Source organism: Pseudomonas sp. NFACC39-1 (assembly GCF_900110355.1).
In the GTDB taxonomy this organism is placed as follows: Bacteria; Pseudomonadota; Gammaproteobacteria; order Pseudomonadales; family Pseudomonadaceae; genus Aquipseudomonas; species Aquipseudomonas tehranensis.
The window spans coordinates 226,423-242,570 of the sequence record NZ_FODL01000004.1 but is presented as its reverse complement, the minus strand read 5'-3'; the positions used below and the strand labels follow the sequence as shown (position 1 = coordinate 242,570).

16 protein-coding genes are annotated in these 16,148 nt (G+C 60.5%); 8 read left to right on the top strand and 8 right to left on the bottom strand.

What is annotated here, in order from left to right; genetic code table 11:
* Window positions 1-184: 184 nt before the first annotated feature.
* From BMY45_RS10580 to rpoE, 3 genes are read right to left on the bottom strand one after another with little or no spacing between them, the layout of a single operon-like run.
* Entirely contained in the window at window positions 185-1,132 is a 948-nt protein-coding gene (locus tag BMY45_RS10580; protein WP_092397331.1) for a MucB/RseB C-terminal domain-containing protein, read from the bottom strand.
* Window positions 1,133-1,141: 9 nt separating this feature from the next.
* Window positions 1,142-1,729 carry a sigma-E factor negative regulatory protein gene (locus BMY45_RS10575; protein ID WP_092397329.1) on the bottom strand — a complete coding sequence of 196 codons (588 nt, stop codon included), beginning with the start codon at window positions 1,727-1,729 and terminating at the stop codon, window positions 1,142-1,144.
* 30 nt (window positions 1,730-1,759) lie between these two features.
* The gene (gene rpoE, locus BMY45_RS10570; protein ID WP_003172477.1) at window positions 1,760-2,341 is read right to left on the bottom strand and encodes an RNA polymerase sigma factor RpoE/AlgU; all 582 of its coding nucleotides are present in this window, start codon (window positions 2,339-2,341) and stop codon (window positions 1,760-1,762) included.
* 556 nt (window positions 2,342-2,897) lie between these two features.
* Here rpoE and nadB point away from each other — a divergent pair.
* Window positions 2,898-4,514: an L-aspartate oxidase gene (gene nadB, locus BMY45_RS10565; RefSeq protein ID WP_092397327.1), complete on the top strand. Its 1,617-nt coding sequence runs from the start codon at window positions 2,898-2,900 to the stop codon at window positions 4,512-4,514.
* Here nadB and BMY45_RS10560 read toward each other — a convergent pair.
* Both BMY45_RS10560 and BMY45_RS10555 read right to left on the bottom strand, forming a co-directional pair.
* Window positions 4,483-4,935 carry a protein YgfX gene (locus BMY45_RS10560; RefSeq protein ID WP_092397325.1) on the bottom strand — a complete coding sequence of 151 codons (453 nt, stop codon included), beginning with the start codon at window positions 4,933-4,935 and terminating at the stop codon, window positions 4,483-4,485. The genes nadB and BMY45_RS10560 overlap by 32 nt on opposite strands.
* Window positions 4,919-5,173, bottom strand: coding sequence for an FAD assembly factor SdhE (locus BMY45_RS10555; protein ID WP_007930227.1), 255 nt, complete (start codon window positions 5,171-5,173; stop codon window positions 4,919-4,921). The genes BMY45_RS10560 and BMY45_RS10555 overlap by 17 nt, the downstream gene beginning before the upstream one ends.
* A gap of 149 nt (window positions 5,174-5,322) precedes the next feature.
* Between BMY45_RS10555 and BMY45_RS10550 the strand changes: the two genes are divergently transcribed.
* Together BMY45_RS10550 and BMY45_RS10545 are read left to right on the top strand one after the other, a co-directional pair.
* Window positions 5,323-6,264 carry a CAF17-like 4Fe-4S cluster assembly/insertion protein YgfZ gene (locus BMY45_RS10550; protein ID WP_092397323.1) on the top strand — a complete coding sequence of 314 codons (942 nt, stop codon included), beginning with the start codon at window positions 5,323-5,325 and terminating at the stop codon, window positions 6,262-6,264.
* Window positions 6,265-6,300: 36 nt separating this feature from the next.
* A complete protein-coding gene (locus BMY45_RS10545) occupies window positions 6,301-7,122 on the top strand; it encodes an HDOD domain-containing protein (RefSeq protein ID WP_092397321.1) in 822 nt (273 codons plus the stop codon).
* Between the two features lie 230 nt (window positions 7,123-7,352).
* On the opposite strand, the gene BMY45_RS10540 is transcribed toward BMY45_RS10545, so the two are convergent.
* Window positions 7,353-8,744, bottom strand: a complete 1,392-nt coding sequence (locus BMY45_RS10540) for a sensor histidine kinase (protein WP_092397319.1) — start codon at window positions 8,742-8,744, stop codon at window positions 7,353-7,355.
* Window positions 8,737-9,408, bottom strand: a complete 672-nt coding sequence (locus tag BMY45_RS10535; RefSeq protein WP_047227978.1) for a response regulator — start codon at window positions 9,406-9,408, stop codon at window positions 8,737-8,739. Before BMY45_RS10535 ends, BMY45_RS10540 begins: the two co-directional genes overlap by 8 nt.
* A gap of 452 nt (window positions 9,409-9,860) precedes the next feature.
* Between BMY45_RS10535 and BMY45_RS10530 the strand changes: the two genes are divergently transcribed.
* From BMY45_RS10530 to BMY45_RS10515, 4 genes are read left to right on the top strand one after another with little or no spacing between them, the layout of a single operon-like run.
* The gene (locus BMY45_RS10530; RefSeq protein ID WP_092397317.1) at window positions 9,861-10,838 is read left to right on the top strand and encodes a Bug family tripartite tricarboxylate transporter substrate binding protein; all 978 of its coding nucleotides are present in this window, start codon (window positions 9,861-9,863) and stop codon (window positions 10,836-10,838) included.
* Between the two features lie 57 nt (window positions 10,839-10,895).
* Complete coding sequence (locus BMY45_RS10525; protein WP_092397315.1) at window positions 10,896-11,354, top strand: tripartite tricarboxylate transporter TctB family protein; 459 nt, start codon at window positions 10,896-10,898, stop codon at window positions 11,352-11,354.
* A 1-nt stretch (window position 11,355) separates the two neighbouring features.
* Window positions 11,356-12,870: a tripartite tricarboxylate transporter permease gene (locus BMY45_RS10520; RefSeq protein WP_092397313.1), complete on the top strand. Its 1,515-nt coding sequence runs from the start codon at window positions 11,356-11,358 to the stop codon at window positions 12,868-12,870.
* Complete coding sequence (locus BMY45_RS10515; RefSeq protein WP_092397311.1) at window positions 12,863-13,903, top strand: AbrB family transcriptional regulator; 1,041 nt, start codon at window positions 12,863-12,865, stop codon at window positions 13,901-13,903. The genes BMY45_RS10520 and BMY45_RS10515 overlap by 8 nt, the downstream gene beginning before the upstream one ends.
* 243 nt (window positions 13,904-14,146) lie before the next feature.
* On the opposite strand, the gene ung is transcribed toward BMY45_RS10515, so the two are convergent.
* Window positions 14,147-14,839, bottom strand: coding sequence for a uracil-DNA glycosylase (gene ung, locus BMY45_RS10505; protein ID WP_092397307.1), 693 nt, complete (start codon window positions 14,837-14,839; stop codon window positions 14,147-14,149).
* Between the two features lie 131 nt (window positions 14,840-14,970).
* Between ung and BMY45_RS10500 the strand changes: the two genes are divergently transcribed.
* A complete protein-coding gene (locus BMY45_RS10500; protein WP_092397305.1) occupies window positions 14,971-16,083 on the top strand; it encodes an enoyl-CoA hydratase/isomerase family protein in 1,113 nt (370 codons plus the stop codon).
* Window positions 16,084-16,148: the final 65 nt, after the last annotated feature.

Genomic DNA, 16,148 nt, shown 5'->3' with positions numbered 1-16,148 from the left:
AGAAATACCAGGGGAAGATACGCCGGTATTTTTGTTCCGCAAACAGGCAAGGCCAGAGCCGAGCGGCTCTGACCTATAGAAAAAAAATTGAAGTTTTGCAAATGAAAATACTGACAGAAAGTTTCGGCATTTCGATCAAGTCCCGGCGCTGTAAGCCTCTTGCCCAATCGAACCACCCTGGCAGCTATTGAGTTGCCGTGGCATCGGAACGCATGGAGAGCGCGATCCGTTCCGCTGTACCGATGGGAATTTCACCGACCACCGTGACCATCATTTCGCCCTGGGGCGTCGTGAGTCGACGCGAAACAGCGGCTGTCGGGCCGAGCTGCGTACGCGTGTCCGTGACGGTCCCGCCGTTCAATGGTTCCAGAAATACCGAGAAACGAGCCAGGCCATCGTCATACATCAGGCTATTGACCTGAACGTTGGTTTCCGGGTCCTTTCTCATTCCACTGCTGGTCAATTCGAAACCCGGCGGAAGCCAGTCCGAACGCCATGCAGTTTTGGCCTTGGCGCTTTGAGCCGGGTTTTGCGCTACAACCTTGCATTCGGCAGTGGCTTGCAGATCACTATCGGACGGCGCCGTGATATTCAAGCGTGTGAACTGAAAACGCTCGAGCAACTGGCCCTTGTCATTGAGCAAAAGAGACTTGAGCGGCAGGCCGGTCTCTCGGTCAAGATGCAGTTCGAAACCATAACGATGCTGGTCCTTGGGCGTCAGCGCCACAATCACCGCCGGGCGCCCGGCCACGCGCGACTTGCCAATGACGGCAAGATCATACCAATTCTTGAGTTTTTGCGGATCGAGCGCACGTGCCGTGCCTTCAGGCGTATTCCCCACCCCGGCAATCAAGGAGCCACTTACGCATTGAGTACGTCCATCAATGCGCAGAACTTCCTGTGCCGAACCGTCGAGCTGGAGTAACCGCTCGCGGACTTTGCCATCCTGGACACGATGCCAGATGTTATGGGTAGAAAAACTACCGTTGCGCTCGTAAACGAAAGTGCCCTGGAAGCTTTGCTGTTGCTCGGCCTGACTCAGACGATTAAGCCAGTCCTGAGCCTCACCGGCATAGGCTGGGATAACGCACCAGCCACCTAGCAAAAGCGAAAATAGAGGTATGGCGCGCAATCGTCCTCCTTAGCGGTCTTCCAAACTGGCTGCACGAGCGTAAGGCAACGCGCTTTCAGTACCTTTCAGGGCAGCTTCCTGGGCATGCTGACGCAGGTAGTTGGGCAGACGCTGATCATGCCAGCCTGGTTGGCCTTGCAGCACACCGTTGGCCATGGGACCTGCGACTTCCGAACTTTCGCTATAGCCGGCCAACACTGCCGGGCCCTTGACCTGTGGAGCGGCCAAGCCAGGCTGGTTGGACTGCTGGGCCATCTGCACGCCGGCAATCTCATCCTGGTTGTAGAGGCGAACCCCTGCCAGCACAGCTACCGTCACCGAAGCGGCAACCGCCAGACGACCCAGGTTGCGCCAAGGGCTGCGGGAGGCTTTGACCGGAACCGCTTCATCAGCCAGTGCAGCAGATACAGCCGCAGCGATGTCAAGACGCGGAAGCAGCAGGTCCTTGTGCATGACAGCCCGGGCGATCTGGTAACGAGCCCAGGTCTCACGGGTTTCAACATCGTCGAAGGCATTTAATACCCGACGCAATTCCAATTCGTCCGCTTCGTTATCCATCACTGCGGACAGCGATTCCTGCAGGGCTTCACGACTCATGGCGTTCCTCTCTTGGCTGTCGCCGCTGTCTCAGTTTTCCTGCAACAAAGGTTGCAGGGCTTTATCGATGGCCTCCCGAGCGCGGAAAATCCGGGAGCGCACGGTACCCACCGGACACTGCATGACGCTGGCAATGTCCTCGTAACTCAGACCGTCGAATTCACGTAAAGTTAGAGCCGTACGCAAATCTTCGGGCAGTTGCTGGATGGTCCGATGGACAGTGCCTTCGATCTCATCCCGCAGCAACGCTCGTTCCGGTGATTCAAGATCCTTGAGACCGTGATCGCCATCATAGAACTCTGCATCTTCAGAACTTACATCGCTATCCGGCGGCCGGCGGCCGCGTGAAACCAGATAGTTTTTCGCCGTGTTAATGGCGATGCGGTAAAGCCACGTATAAAACGCGCTATCTCCGCGAAAATTACCAAGCGCGCGGTAAGCCTTGATGAAGGCTTCCTGAGCAACATCCTGGGCTTCATGGGTGTCGTGCACAAAACGCACGATCAACCCGAGAATTTTGTGCTGGTATTTCAGCACTAGCAGATCGAAAGCTCGCTTGTCGCCGCGTTGAACGCGCTCGACCAGTTGCTGATCCTCTTCCTGGGTTAGCATGAACACTCCTCGATAAGCTCGAAGGAGGCTTGCATTACTAATCGACCGGGCTTGCAACCATAGACTCGGGCTTTTCGCAAAAGTTCTCCCCTCCAAGCAAGTTTCCGGCGCGCTCTGATCCGGCACGCACGAAAAGCGCAGCGCGAGATTCCCCGGCTGCGCGAATAATCTGTCGCCGGGCCTGTCGGCAAAGATTCAAATCCTAATCTTGCACCAACCCGACGTTGTTCCCTTTTGCAGACAACCGTCTATTGAACCCAGTCGCTCGGCAAAAGTTCCAACTATTTATAGCCTTGCGTATGGAACATCGGGCAACCCTGACGAGATAAACAGTGTTTCATCCTCGAAACGGTCGCCTTGTCGCCCATCCACCAAAATCGTGATCCGACGAAGCGCGTCATCTTTGTGTCATTCTGGTTTCACATTGCCATGAATACGCCGCTATTGTGCCGATCCCCCTCTCTATATACTAGTGGGCTGCATGGCTGCCTGACCCATTGAAACGGATGTCTTGCGCCAACCCCGACCCGGGTCGTTTTGAGCGGAAACCTTTCAAATGAGCCAACAGTTCCAACACGATGTTCTGGTAATCGGCAGCGGCGCCGCCGGTTTGAGCCTGGCACTGACGTTGCCGGAGCATCTGCGCATCGCAGTCCTGAGCAAAGGCGACCTGGCCAACGGTTCGACATTCTGGGCCCAGGGCGGCGTCGCGGCCGTGCTGGATGACACCGACACTATTGAATCGCATGTCGATGACACCCTCAATGCCGGAGGAGGCCTGTGCAATCCCGAAGCCGTGCGTTTCACCGTCGAGCACAGCAGGGAAGCCATACAATGGCTGATCGACCAGGGCGTCCCGTTCACGCGTGACGAACAATCCGGGACCGAAGACGGTGGTTTCGAGTTTCACCTGACCCGCGAAGGCGGTCACAGCCATCGACGCATCATTCACGCCGCTGATGCTACCGGCGCGGCGATTTTCAAGACCCTGCTGGCCCAAGCCCGCCAGCGGCCCAATATCGAGCTTCTGGAACAACGCGTCGCGGTCGATCTGATTACCGAAAAACGCCTGGGCCTGGACGGCGACCGCTGCCTGGGCGCCTACGTGCTCAACCGTGGCACCGGCGAAGTCGACACCTACGGCGCCCGCTTCGTGATCCTGGCCTCCGGTGGCGCCGCGAAAGTCTACCTATACACCAGCAACCCCGACGGCGCCTGCGGGGACGGCATTGCCATGGCCTGGCGTTCGGGCTGCCGGGTGGCGAACCTGGAGTTCAATCAGTTCCACCCAACATGCCTCTACCATCCGCTGGCCAAGAGTTTTCTGATCACCGAGGCCCTGCGCGGCGAAGGTGCTCACCTGAAACTTCCCAACGGTGAGCGCTTCATGCAGCGCTTCGATTCCCGCGCCGAACTGGCGCCCCGGGATATCGTCGCCCGGGCCATCGACCATGAAATGAAGCGCCTGGGCATCGACTGCGTTTACTTGGACATCAGCCACAAACCCGAAGCCTTCATCAAGAGCCATTTCCCGACGGTGTACGAGCGCTGCCTGGAATTTTCCATCGACATCACCAAGCAACCGATTCCGGTGGTGCCAGCGGCGCATTACACCTGCGGTGGCGTGATGGTCGACCAACAGGGTCGCACCGACGTACCGGGTCTGTATGCCATTGGCGAAACCAGCTTCACCGGCCTGCACGGCGCCAACCGCATGGCCAGCAACTCGTTGCTGGAGTGTTTCGTCTACGCCCGCTCGGCGGCGGCGGACATTCTTGAGCAATTGCCGCAGATCGGCGCTCCGTCCGCCCTGCCCTCGTGGGACGCCAGCCAGGTCACCGACTCGGACGAAGATGTGATCATTGCGCACAACTGGGACGAACTGCGGCGCTTCATGTGGGACTACGTCGGCATCGTGCGCACCAACAAACGCCTGCAGAGGGCGCAGCATCGGGTGCGGCTGTTGCTGGATGAAATCGATGAGTTCTACAGCAACTACAAGGTCAGCCGCGACCTGATCGAGTTGCGCAACCTGGCCCAGGTCGCTGAACTGATGATTCGCTCAGCCATGGAACGCAAGGAGAGCCGCGGGCTGCACTACACCCTCGACTACCCGGGCCTACTACCCGAAGCGCTGGACACTATTCTGGTGCCGCCCACCTACGCCGGCTGAACTTGAGCCGAACCCGCAGGCGCCGATGCAGATCCGGCGCCAGCGCATCGCGGGGCACGCACAGCGAACGGACCCGCCACTCCCCCCGCAGGCGAAAACGCAGCACGATAATCATCGGCAACGCCAGGCTGTCCGGGCGCAATTGCACCGCCTGCCAGCCACCGGCCCTGTTCCACAGCTGCCAGCCATCGGCATCACGACGCAACCGGCAAAAGGCCTGACGGTGGGTCAACAATAGATGCCGCGGTAGCGTCCAGGCACCATGGGCCAGGCACAGCAGCACGCCGAGGCTGATTAACCAGAACGGGACGGACAACAGCAACAACGAACCCAAGGCAAAGGCCTGGGCCAGGAGATAGGCCGCCAGCAGTTGCCCGGAAGCCCGCCAGCGGCATTCAAAGCGATTACTTGGGCTGGACACGGTCCAGGATCATCCGAACCATGCGCTGCAGCTCCGGGTCTTCGGATTCGCTGCGTTCCATGAACCAGCCGAACATGTCCTGATCCTCGCACTCGAGCAGACGCACGTAGCACGCACGGTCCACGTCGTTAAGGTGGGGATAAACTTCTTTCACGAACGGCACCAGCAACACGTCAAGCTCAAGCATGCCGCGGCGGCTGTGCCAGTAAAGGCGATTCAGTTCAACATCTTCGACCATGGAGCGCTCCTCAAATAGAGCGCAAGTATACAGGCCCCGCTGCGATGGAACAGACGGCTCGGGTCAGGCACCACCGATCCTTTGTGAACTACCCATTTCAAGGGCGCCCCCTTATGATGTCCACCAGACTTTTTACCCTGCGATGACCCATGGCTGATTCCGCTTTTTTCTGCACCCTGTCCCACGAAGGCGTTCTCGCGGTCCGCGGCGTGGACGCTGGCAAATTCCTGCAAGGCCAATTGACCTGCAACCTCAACTACCTGAGCGACAGCCGGGCCAGCCTCGGCGCCCGCTGCACCCAGAAAGGCCGGATGCAATCGAGTTTCCGCATCCTGCTCGAAGGCGATGGTGTACTGATGGCAATGGCCACCGAATTACTCGAACCGCAACTGGCGGACCTGAAAAAGTATGCCGTGTTCTCCAAATCCAGACTGACCGATGAAAGCACCGCCTGGGCTCGCTTCGGCCTGGAAAACGCCGACACGGCGCTCGCAGCCCTGGGCCTCGAGCTGCCGGCCGACACCGACAGCGTCGTTCGTCATGATCGCCTGATCGCCATTCGCGTCTCTCCTAACCGCGCCGAACTTTGGGCGCCCGCCGAACAGGCCGACCCGCTGTCAGCCCGGCTGCGCGAACAGTTGACCGAGGGCGAGCTGAACCAGTGGCTGCTGGGTCAGATCCGTGCCGGGATCGGCCAGGTCATGCCGGCTACCCGCGAACTGTTCATTCCGCAGATGCTCAATCTGCAAGCCGTCGGCGGCGTGAGCTTCAAGAAAGGTTGCTACACCGGCCAGGAAATCGTCGCCCGCATGCAGTACCTGGGCAAACTCAAGCGGCGTCTGTATCGGCTGCAAATGGATGGCAGTGAACTGCCCGAGCCTGGCGCCCCTTTGTTTTCACCCACGCACGGCAGTTCCATCGGTGAAGTGGTGATGGCCGCTCGCACCGAACGAAACATTGAACTGCTGGCCGTGGTACAGGCCGAAGCTGCAGAAGATGACAATTTGCACCTCGGCGCGCTGGAAGGCCCGGGCCTGCAATTGCTCGACCTGCCTTACGAACTGGACCGCGACCGCGAAATCCAGCGCTGATCGCAGCATTTTGTCGTAACACCCTAGAGAAACGAAATGAGCGATTTGGCGGATAAGGTCCAACGGGATTTGGTGGAGGCCATCGATAACGATGACCTGGTTCTGCCAACATTACCGGAAGTGGCCCTGCAGATTCGCCGGGCCGCCGAAGACCCGGAAATCAGCGTCAGCAACCTGAGCAAAGTGATCGGTCGTGACACGGCGCTTTCTGCGCGCCTGATAAAAGTGGTCAACAGCCCACTGCTGCGGGCGACCCAGGAAGTCACTGACCTGCACACAGCCATCACCCGGCTGGGGGTCAACTACAGCAGCAACCTGGCCATCGGCCTGGTCATGGAGCAGATTTTCCATGCCCGTTCCGAAGTGGTGGAACAGAAGATGCGCGAAGTCTGGCGTAAAAGCCTGGAAATCGCCGGTGTCTGCTATGCGTTGTGCCGGGTTTATACGCAACTCAAACCCGATCAGGCCGCGCTGGGTGGGCTGGTACATCAGATTGGCGTACTGCCGATTCTCACCTACGCCGAAGACAACAATGAATTGCTGTCTGACCCGGTCAGTCTCAATCACGTCATCGAAACGATTCACCCGGTGCTGGGAGACAAGTTGCTCAGCGTCTGGGAATTTCCAGAAAGACTGGTGAAGCTGCCGGGGCTGTATCTGGACTTCACCCGAGACTCGAAGCAACTCGATTACGTGGACCTGGTGCAGGTGGCCGCCTTGTATTGCTACAAGGACTGCGACCACCCTCTGGGCAGGATCGATGCCTTCGGCGTACCGGCCTTCAAGAAGCTGGGCATCGACCCGGAAAACAAAGCCAGGTGCGCGGAGATCGAAGAAGCGCGGTCGATGTTTTACTAGAACGCCCGAGGGCAAGAAGCTCTTTTTGTGGCGAGGGGATTTATCCCCGCTGGGCTGCGCAGCAGCCCCCAAACCAGGCAACTCGGTGTACCAGGAAGATTGAGTTAACTGCTTTAGGGCCGCTGCGCAGTCCAACGGGGATAAATCCCCTCGCCACAGGACCTGGTTCACTGCGTGACTGCGCAGTCGAGCGGGAGCAAGCTCCCTCGCCACAAGACAGTGTTCGACTCTCAATCTGAACCAGGGATAAAGCTCACCCTGACTTTCAGACCGCCCTCCTGCCCATCATGCAACGTGATTTGCGCCAGGTGCGCACGGCAGATTTCACCGACGATCGCCAACCCCAAACCAGAACCGGCCACTTGCTGATTGCGTCGATAGAAGCGCTCGAACACGCGGTCTCGCTCATGCAGCGGAATGCCCGGTCCGTCGTCCTCGACCTCGAGCACCGCAGGCGCTGTGACCCGCAGGATCACATTGCCCCCCGACGGGGTATGGGCCAGGGCATTGTCCACCAGATTGCTCAACAACTCGTTCAACAAGGTTGGCTCACCTCGCAGCCACACCGGTTCGTCGGCTTCCAAAGCCAACGCCACGCCACGGGCATGGGCCAACGGCGCCATGGCCATGCCCAGCTCCCGTGCCAGTTGGCTGAGATCCAGTAGCTGCGCGCCGCCCTCGGCGATGGCCCGGGCACCATTTTCGACACGAGCCAGGGACAGCAACTGATTCGCCAGATGGGTCAGCCGATCCGTGCCCTGGGCCGCGGTTTCCAGGGTTTCACGCCAGACCGCCGGCTCGCTGGCGCGTAGCCCCAGTTCAAGCCGAGCCTTCAACGCAGCCAAAGGTGTGCGCAGTTCATGGGCGGCGTCGGCGATGAATTGCGCCTGACGCTCGAATTGCCCGCGAAGACGCTCGGTGAAATGGTTGAGGGCCCGCACCAGTGGCCAGAGTTCATGCTGGACTTCCACCAGGGGCAATGGCCGCAAATCGTCCGGCTGACGCTCCTCCACTGCCGTGCGCAAGCGCTCCAGCGGGCGCAAGGCGGCACTGACGGCGAACCACACCATCAACAGCGCGCCCACTGCCAGCATGCCCAGGCGCAACAGCGTGTCGGCCATCAGGCCACGGGCCATGCTGATCCGCGCCTCTTCGGTTTCCGCCACGCGAATCTCCGCCATGCCGTTCATGTTCGGTTCACTCACCGCCTTGAGCAGGCTCACCACCCGCACGTCCTGCCCCTGATAGCTGGCGTTATAGAAACGCGCCAGGGCCGGGTAATCGTCGGTACGCGGCGTACCGGGCGGTGGGCCTGGAAGGTTTTCGTAGCCGGAAATCAGCTTCTGGTGGATGTCATTGACCTGGTAGTAAATACGCCCGGCGCTGTCGTAGGCAAAGGTATCCAGGGCCACATAAGGCACATCCGCGCTGAGGCTGCCGTCGCGTTGCGACAGGCCGGCGGCGATGGTCCGGGCCGAGGCCAGCAGCGTGCGGTCGTAGGCCGTGTCCGCGGCTTCGCGACCGTTCCAATAGGCACTCAGGCCGCTGGCGAGCATCAGTACCACCAACAGCAGTGCCAGGTTCCAGAGCAGTCGCCAACGCAAACTGTCGGGCTTATGCATCGCGGGTTTCCAGCAGGTAGCCCAGGCCGCGGAATGTCACGATCGCCACGGCATGACCGTCGAGTTTCTTGCGCAGGCGGTGGACGTAAATTTCAATGGCATCGGGGCTGGCCTCTTCGTCCAGGCCGAACACCTGGGCCGCCAGCTGCTCTTTACTCATCACCCGCCCTGGCCGGGCAATCAACGCCTCCAGCACGGCCTGCTCGCGGGAAGTCAGAGTCAGCAGTTCGTCGTCAAGGGTAAAGCGGCGGGTGTCCAGGTCATAAATCAACCCGCCACAGCGCTGCTGGCGTTCGCCCCCCAATACGCTACGGCGCAACAGTGCCTTGACCCGCGCTTCCAGCTCAGTGAGCTCGAACGGCTTGGCCAGGTAATCGTCAGCGCCCAGGTTCAGGCCATGGACCCGGTCCTTGACGTCGCTGCGGGCAGTCAGCATCAACACCGGCAAGGTCTTGCCCCGGGCCCGCAGCCGGGCCAGCACCTCGAAGCCGTCCATGCGTGGCAGCCCCACATCGAGAATCGCGACCGCGTACTCCTCGCTGCTCAAAGCCAGGTCGGCCGCCACCCCGTCGTGCAGCACATCCACGGTCAAACCGGTGCTCTTGAGCGCCTGGGCTACACTTTCGGCCAGCTGGAGATGGTCTTCGACGAGCAGGACACGCATTGGGTTTCACCTCGATTCAGGGATGGTCGGCACCATTCTGTGGCGCGGAGTTTACAGCCGCATCCACCTCTGTGAAGCCAAAAACATCGTGAAAGCTTTTGAAAGGTTAGCGAAAGGTTGACCGGTTAGAGTCCTCCAACGGCTAGTTTCGACTGCCGCTCGCGAGGCACCTTGCGAACGAAAAACGCCCCGAAGCGTTTTCGCCAAATAAGAACAATAGCGCGGAGTATTCACCATGCTGTCCATACAGCCCCAGGCCCCGACGCCTGCTCGCCCTTCCCGCTTCAACCAGAAGTCTTTCCGTTGCGCCGCCGCTTTCGCCGATCTTGCACCGTCGTGCCTGTGCATCTGCGCCACGTGACCTATCGCTCCTGATAGCCCGTTGTCGATTCCCGAAGGGTCCGGCAACACCCAATGTGCAACACACAACAACAACTCCTGTGGAGACAAAAATGAACCTATCACTGCGTAAAGTAGCCCTGGCCGCTGGTTGCCTGATGTTCGCCGGGCAGTTGCTCGCCGAACCCAAGCGTCCGGAATGCATCGCCCCGGCCGCGCCTGGCGGCGGTTTTGACCTGACGTGCAAGCTGGCCCAAAGCGCCCTGGTGAACGAAAAACTGCTGACCAAACCGATGCGTGTGACCTACATGCCCGGCGGCGTCGGTGCGGTGGCCTACAACGCAGTGGTCGCTCAGCGCCCGGCCGACGCCGGCACGCTGGTGGCCTGGTCCAGTGGCTCGTTGCTGAACCTGGCCCAAGGCAAGTTCGGGCGTTTCGACGAAAACGCCGTTCGCTGGTTGGCGGCCGTTGGCACCAGTTATGGCGCCATCGCGGTGAAAAGCGATTCGCCCTACAAGAACCTTGATGATCTGGTACAGGCCCTGAAGAAAGATCCGGGCTCCGTGGTCATCGGTTCCGGCGGCACCGTCGGCAGCCAGGACTGGATGCAAACCGCGCTGATCGCCAAGGCCGCCGGTATCGACCCGCGCAAACTGCGCTACGTGGCGCTCGAAGGCGGTGGCGAGATCGCAACGGCCCTGCTTGGCGGCCATATTCAGGTAGGCAGTACGGACATCTCCGACTCCATGCCACACATCCAGAGCGGCGACATGCGCCTGCTGGCGGTGTTCGCCGAGAAGCGCCTGGACGAGCCGGAAATGAAAGACATCCCGACCGCCCGCGAACAAGGCTACGAGATCGTCTGGCCGGTGGTTCGTGGCTTCTACCTCGGGCCGAAGGTCAGTGATGAAGACTACGCCTGGTGGAAAAACGCCTTCGACAAGCTGCTGGCTTCCGAAGACTTCGCCAAGCTGCGTGACCAGCGCGAACTCTTTCCGTTCGCCATGACCGGCCCGGAACTGGACGCCTACGTGAAGAAGCAAGTGGCCGACTACAAGATGCTGGCCAAAGAGTTTGGCCTGGTCCAGTAATCGCCTCTGTTCTCGCGGCGGCGTCGGCAATCCCACGGCGCCGCCCAGGAGTTAGTCATGCTCATCCAACGTATTTTCGCTTCAGTGCTGCTGCTGGTTTGCGTCGGCCTCGCGCTGATGGCCTGGCCCTACCAGGCAGCCTTTTCCTACGAACCGGTCGGGCCGCGCGCCTTTCCCTTGCTGATGATCGGGCTGTTGAGCCTGGCCCTGCTTTATATGGTGTTTCGTCCGACGCCCATCGTGCACAGCGACGAAGATCCGCAACTGGATCGTGAAACCTTGCAAAAAATCGGCATCTGCGTAGTGCTGCTGCTGATATTCGCCGGAACCTTCGAACCCCTGGGCTTCATCCTCGCCAGCATCGTGGTCGGGGTGCCGATGGCGCGCCTGTATGGCGGTCGTTGGGTGCCGAGCGTGGTGATCATCAGCCTGATGGCCATCGGTCTTTATCTGTTGTTCGACAAGCTGATGGACGTGCCGCTGCCCTTGGGCCTGCTCGACGTCCTGGAGAATTGATATGGATACCCTGAATTATCTCGGCCAGGGTTTTGGCGTTGCACTGACCCCCTATAACCTCGTGACCGCCCTGAGCGGCACTCTGATCGGCACCGTGGTCGGCCTGCTGCCGGGCCTGGGCCCGATCAATGGCGTGGCACTGCTGATCCCGATTGCATTCGCCCTCGGTCTGCCGCCGGAGTCGGCGCTGATCCTGCTGGCGGCCGTATACCTGGGTTGCGAATACGGCGGGCGAATCAGCTCGATCCTGCTCAACATCCCGGGTGAAGCCTCCACCGTCATGACCACCCTGGACGGTTACCCGATGGCCCGCAAAGGCATGGCCGGCGTCGCCCTTTCGCTGTCGGCGTGGAGTTCGTTCCTCGGTGCATTCATTGCCACTTGCGGGATGGTGCTGTTCGCCCCGCTGCTGGCCAAATGGGCGATTGCCTTCGGACCGGCGGAATACTTCGTCCTGATGGTGTTCGCCATTGTCTGTCTCGGCGGCATGGCCGGAGACCGCCCGCTCAAGACCTTCATCGCGGCGCTGATCGGGCTGTTCCTGTCCTGCGTCGGGATTGACGCCAACAGCGGCGTATACCGTTTCACCGGGGACAACATCCACTTGACCGACGGCATCCAGTTCGTTGTGCTGGTGCTGGGCCTGTTCTCCATCAGTGAAATTCTGTTGCTGCTGGAAAAGACCCATCGCGGCCAGGAAGCAGTGAAAGCCACCGGGCGGATGATGTTCAACGTCAAGGAAGCGGCGGCGGTGTTCTGGGTGAACATGCGATGCGGCGTGCTGGGCTTCATCATGGGCGTGCTGCCAGGCGCCGGTGCGACCCTGGCCAGTGCCGTGGCGTACATGACAGAAAAACGCATCGCAGGCTCGAGTGGCACTTTCGGCCAGGGCGACAAGCGTGGTCTGGCCGCTCCGGAAACGGCCATCGGCGGTGCAGCCTGCGGTGCGCTGGTGCCGATGCTGACCCTCGGGGTTCCTGGTTCCGGCACCACGGCGGTGATGATTGGCGCACTGTCGCTGTACAACATCACTCCAGGTCCGCTGTTGTTCCAGCAACAACCCGACATCGTCTGGGGCCTGATCGCCTCGTTGTTCGTCGCCAACATCATGCTGGTGATCCTCAACATCCCGATGATCCGCGTCTTCACCCGTATCCTGGCCGTGCCGAACTGGGCATTGGTCCCGGTCATCGCGATCATCACCGGGATCGGCGTCTACGCGGTACACGCCACCACGTTCGACCTGTTCCTGATGATCGGTATCGGCATCTTCGGTTACATCCTGCGCAAGCTGGACTTCCCGTTGTCGCCGGTCCTGTTGGGCTTCATCCTCGGTGGTCTGATGGAACAGAACCTGCGTCGTGCGCTGTCGATTTCCAACGGTGCGCTGGAAATCCTCTGGTCGAGCCCGATCACCCTGGGTTGCTGGGTATTGACCGTCATCATGCTGCTGATGCCATTGCTGCGGATCTGGCGCCGCCGCTCGGCTCAACGTCGCGCCCTGGCCAATGTCTGAGGCAACACTCAGACAATGGTGGAGAACACCGCTGGTCGGTCTGGCCGGCGGTTATCTGGCCAGCCTGATCGGCTGGCCTTTGCCCTGGATGGTCGGCTCGTTGCTGGCGATCATCCTGGTGCGCTGCCTCACCCCGTGGCAACTGATGGAAATCCCTGGCGGCCGTAAATGCGGCCAGTGGGTGGTAGGCATCGGTATCGGCCTGCACTTCACCCCGGTGGTGATGGAGCAGGTGCTGAGCCATTTTGGCCTGATCTTCTTCGGCGCGCTGATCACCAGCGTGTCCAGCGTGGTGAGTGTGTGGCTGATGCGCCGCACCGGCGAAGACCGCGCCACCGCTTTTTTCTCCAGCATGCCGGGCGGTTCCGGCGAGATGGTCAACCTCGGTGCCCGCAATGGCGCCGACCTGAGCCGCGTCGCTGCCGGCCAGAGCCTGCGGGTTCTGGTGGTGGTGCTCTGCGTGCCGGCCGCGTTCAAATACTTGCTCGGCGAAGGCGCCCCGGTGCAGCACGCTGCCTCGGTGGACTGGCTATGGCTGGCGCTGCTGTTCCCGGCGGGCGCCCTGCTCGCCTGGGGCTGGGAGCGTTTGCGCCAACCCAACCCGTGGCTGTTCGGACCGTTGCTGGTAAGTGCGGCGGTGAGCATCGGTTGGGACCTGCACATCGGCCTGCCCGACGGTGGCAGCCAGATCGGTCAGTGGTTGATCGGCAGCGGATTGGGTTGTCATTTCAACCGGCAGTTCTTCCGCCGCGCGCCGTCGTTCATGGGCCGTACGCTGATCGGCACGGTGTTGACGATGTTGATCGCCACCCTTGCGGCTCTGGGGCTGAGCACGCTGACCCACCTGGACTTGCGCTCACTGACCTTGGGCATGATGCCCGGCGGTATTGCGGAAATGAGCTTGACGGCGGAGACGCTGCAATTGTCGGTGCCGCTGGTGACAGCGTTGCAGGTCATGCGGCTGCTGTTTGTGCTGTTTCTGGCGGAGCCGTTGTTCAGGTATTGGATGCGCAAGTCGGGTTCGGACTTATAGACCGCGTTGCCCCCATCGCGAGCAGGCTCGCTCCCACACTGATTTGTGTACACCGCAATACCCTGTGGGAGCGGGCTTGCTCGCGAAGGCGCCGGCACATTCACCATCGATGCAAGCTGATCCGCCGCTTTCGCGAGCAAGCCCGCTCCCACAAGGAATAGTGGCGAGCCCCATTTTTGCGCCCCTCCACAACCCCTCTGTGGGAGCGAGCCTGCTCGCGATGAGGCCAGCCCGGTCAACGCATTAAACCGCCGGCAACCGCCAGTCGATCGGCGTCTCGCCCTGTTGCTCAAGAAACTTGTTGGCCCGACTGAAATGCCCGCAACCCAGGAAGCCGCGGTAAGCCGACAGCGGCGACGGGTGGACGGAGGTCAGCACCAGGTGTTTGGTGGCATCGATCAGCTTCTGCTTGCCCTGGGCATGGGCGCCCCACAGCAAAAAGACCAAATGCGGCTGGTGCTCACTGACCACTTCAATGACCCGATCAGTAAAGTGCTGCCATCCCTTGCCCGCGTGGGAATTGGCATTGGCACGCTCCACGGTCATGGTGGTGTTGAGCAGCAACACGCCCTGGTCGGCCCAGCTTTGCAGGTAGCCGTGATTCGGGATGTCGATATTCAGGTCGCGTTTCAATTCCTTATAGATGTTCACCAGCGAAGGCGGTGCCGGTACGCCCGGCTGCACCGAAAAGCACAGACCATGGGCCTGGCCCGGGCCGTGATACGGGTCCTGGCCGAGGATCACCACCTTCACCTTGTCCAGCGGCGTGGAATTAAGGGCATTGAAAATCAGCGGTGCCGGTGGGTAAATCTCCTTGCCGGCCGCGTACTCGCGACGCAGAAATTCACGCAACTCTGCCATGTAGGGCTGGTCGAACTCGGCACGCAGGGCTTGCTTCCAGCTCGGTTCGAGTTTGATACGGTCGTCAGCAGTCATGGTTGCACCCGGTAAAAACAATGGGCGCACCCTAGGAAAGCCTACATGGCTTGTCAATTGATCTGATGCAGAACCGGCACTTTCCTACGCAGCGGTCATACTGATCATTCAAATTTCTGATCGAGGTCACGATGAATTTGCACTTCGAAGAACTCACCGGCATCAACGGCGCCCGTATCGGCATCGCCACCCTGGATGCTGAAAAATCCCTGAATGCCCTCTCCTTGCCGATGATCAACGCTCTGCGCGATCGGCTTGATGCCTGGGCCAGAGAACCGCAAATCGTCTGTGTCTTGTTGCGCGGCAACGGCGCCAAGGCGTTTTGCGCTGGCGGCGAAGTGCGCAGCCTGGTGGAAGCCTGCCGCGCTCAACCTGGTGAAGTACCGCCCTTGGCTGCGCAATTTTTTGCCGCGGAGTACCGACTGGACTTCAACCTGCACACTTTTCCAAAACCCTTGGTGTGCTGGGGCCATGGCTACGTGCTTGGCGGCGGCATGGGGTTGTTGCAAGGCGCGAATATTCGGATCGTCACACCGAGCACGCGCCTGGCGATGCCGGAAATCAGCATCGGCCTGTACCCGGACGTCGGCGCCAGTTGGTTCCTGTCGCGGCTGCCCGGCAAGCTTGGCCTATTCCTAGGCCTGACGGGCGCCCATATGAATGCCCGGGATGCCATTGACCTGGGTCTGGCCGACCGTTTCTTGCTGGATGAACAGCAGGACGATCTGATCGAGGGCTTGTTGCAGCTCAACTGGCAGGAACAAACACCCATGCAGCTCAACAGCCTGCTCAAGGCCTTGCAGCAGGAAGCCGTCGCGCAGTTGCCCGAAGCGCAGTGGCTGCCGCGCCGGCAGAGAATCGACGAATGGCTGGATGTCAGCGATGTACGCTGCGCCTGGAAAGCCCTCAGCCTGCTGGTGGACCATTCAGACCCATTGATCGCGCGGGCGGCCAGGACCATGACCGAAGGTTGCCCACTGACCGCTCATCTGGTCTGGGAACAGATCGCCCGAGCCCGGCATTTGTCATTGGCCGGTGTGTTGCGCATGGAGTACACCTTGAGCCTCAACTGCTGCCGACACCCTGAATTCAGCGAGGGCGTGCGGGCGCGGCTGATCGACAAAGACCACAAGCCCCACTGGCACTGGCCAGACATCAACCATGTACCCGAAGCGGCGGTCGAGGCGCACTTTCACAAAGCCTGGGAAGGTCGGCATCCGTTGGCGGATTTGTCGAATGAGTAAAGAACCTGTGTGACACCCGGTCATCGCGAGCAAGCTTTGCTCCCACAAGCGTTATCCCATCAGGT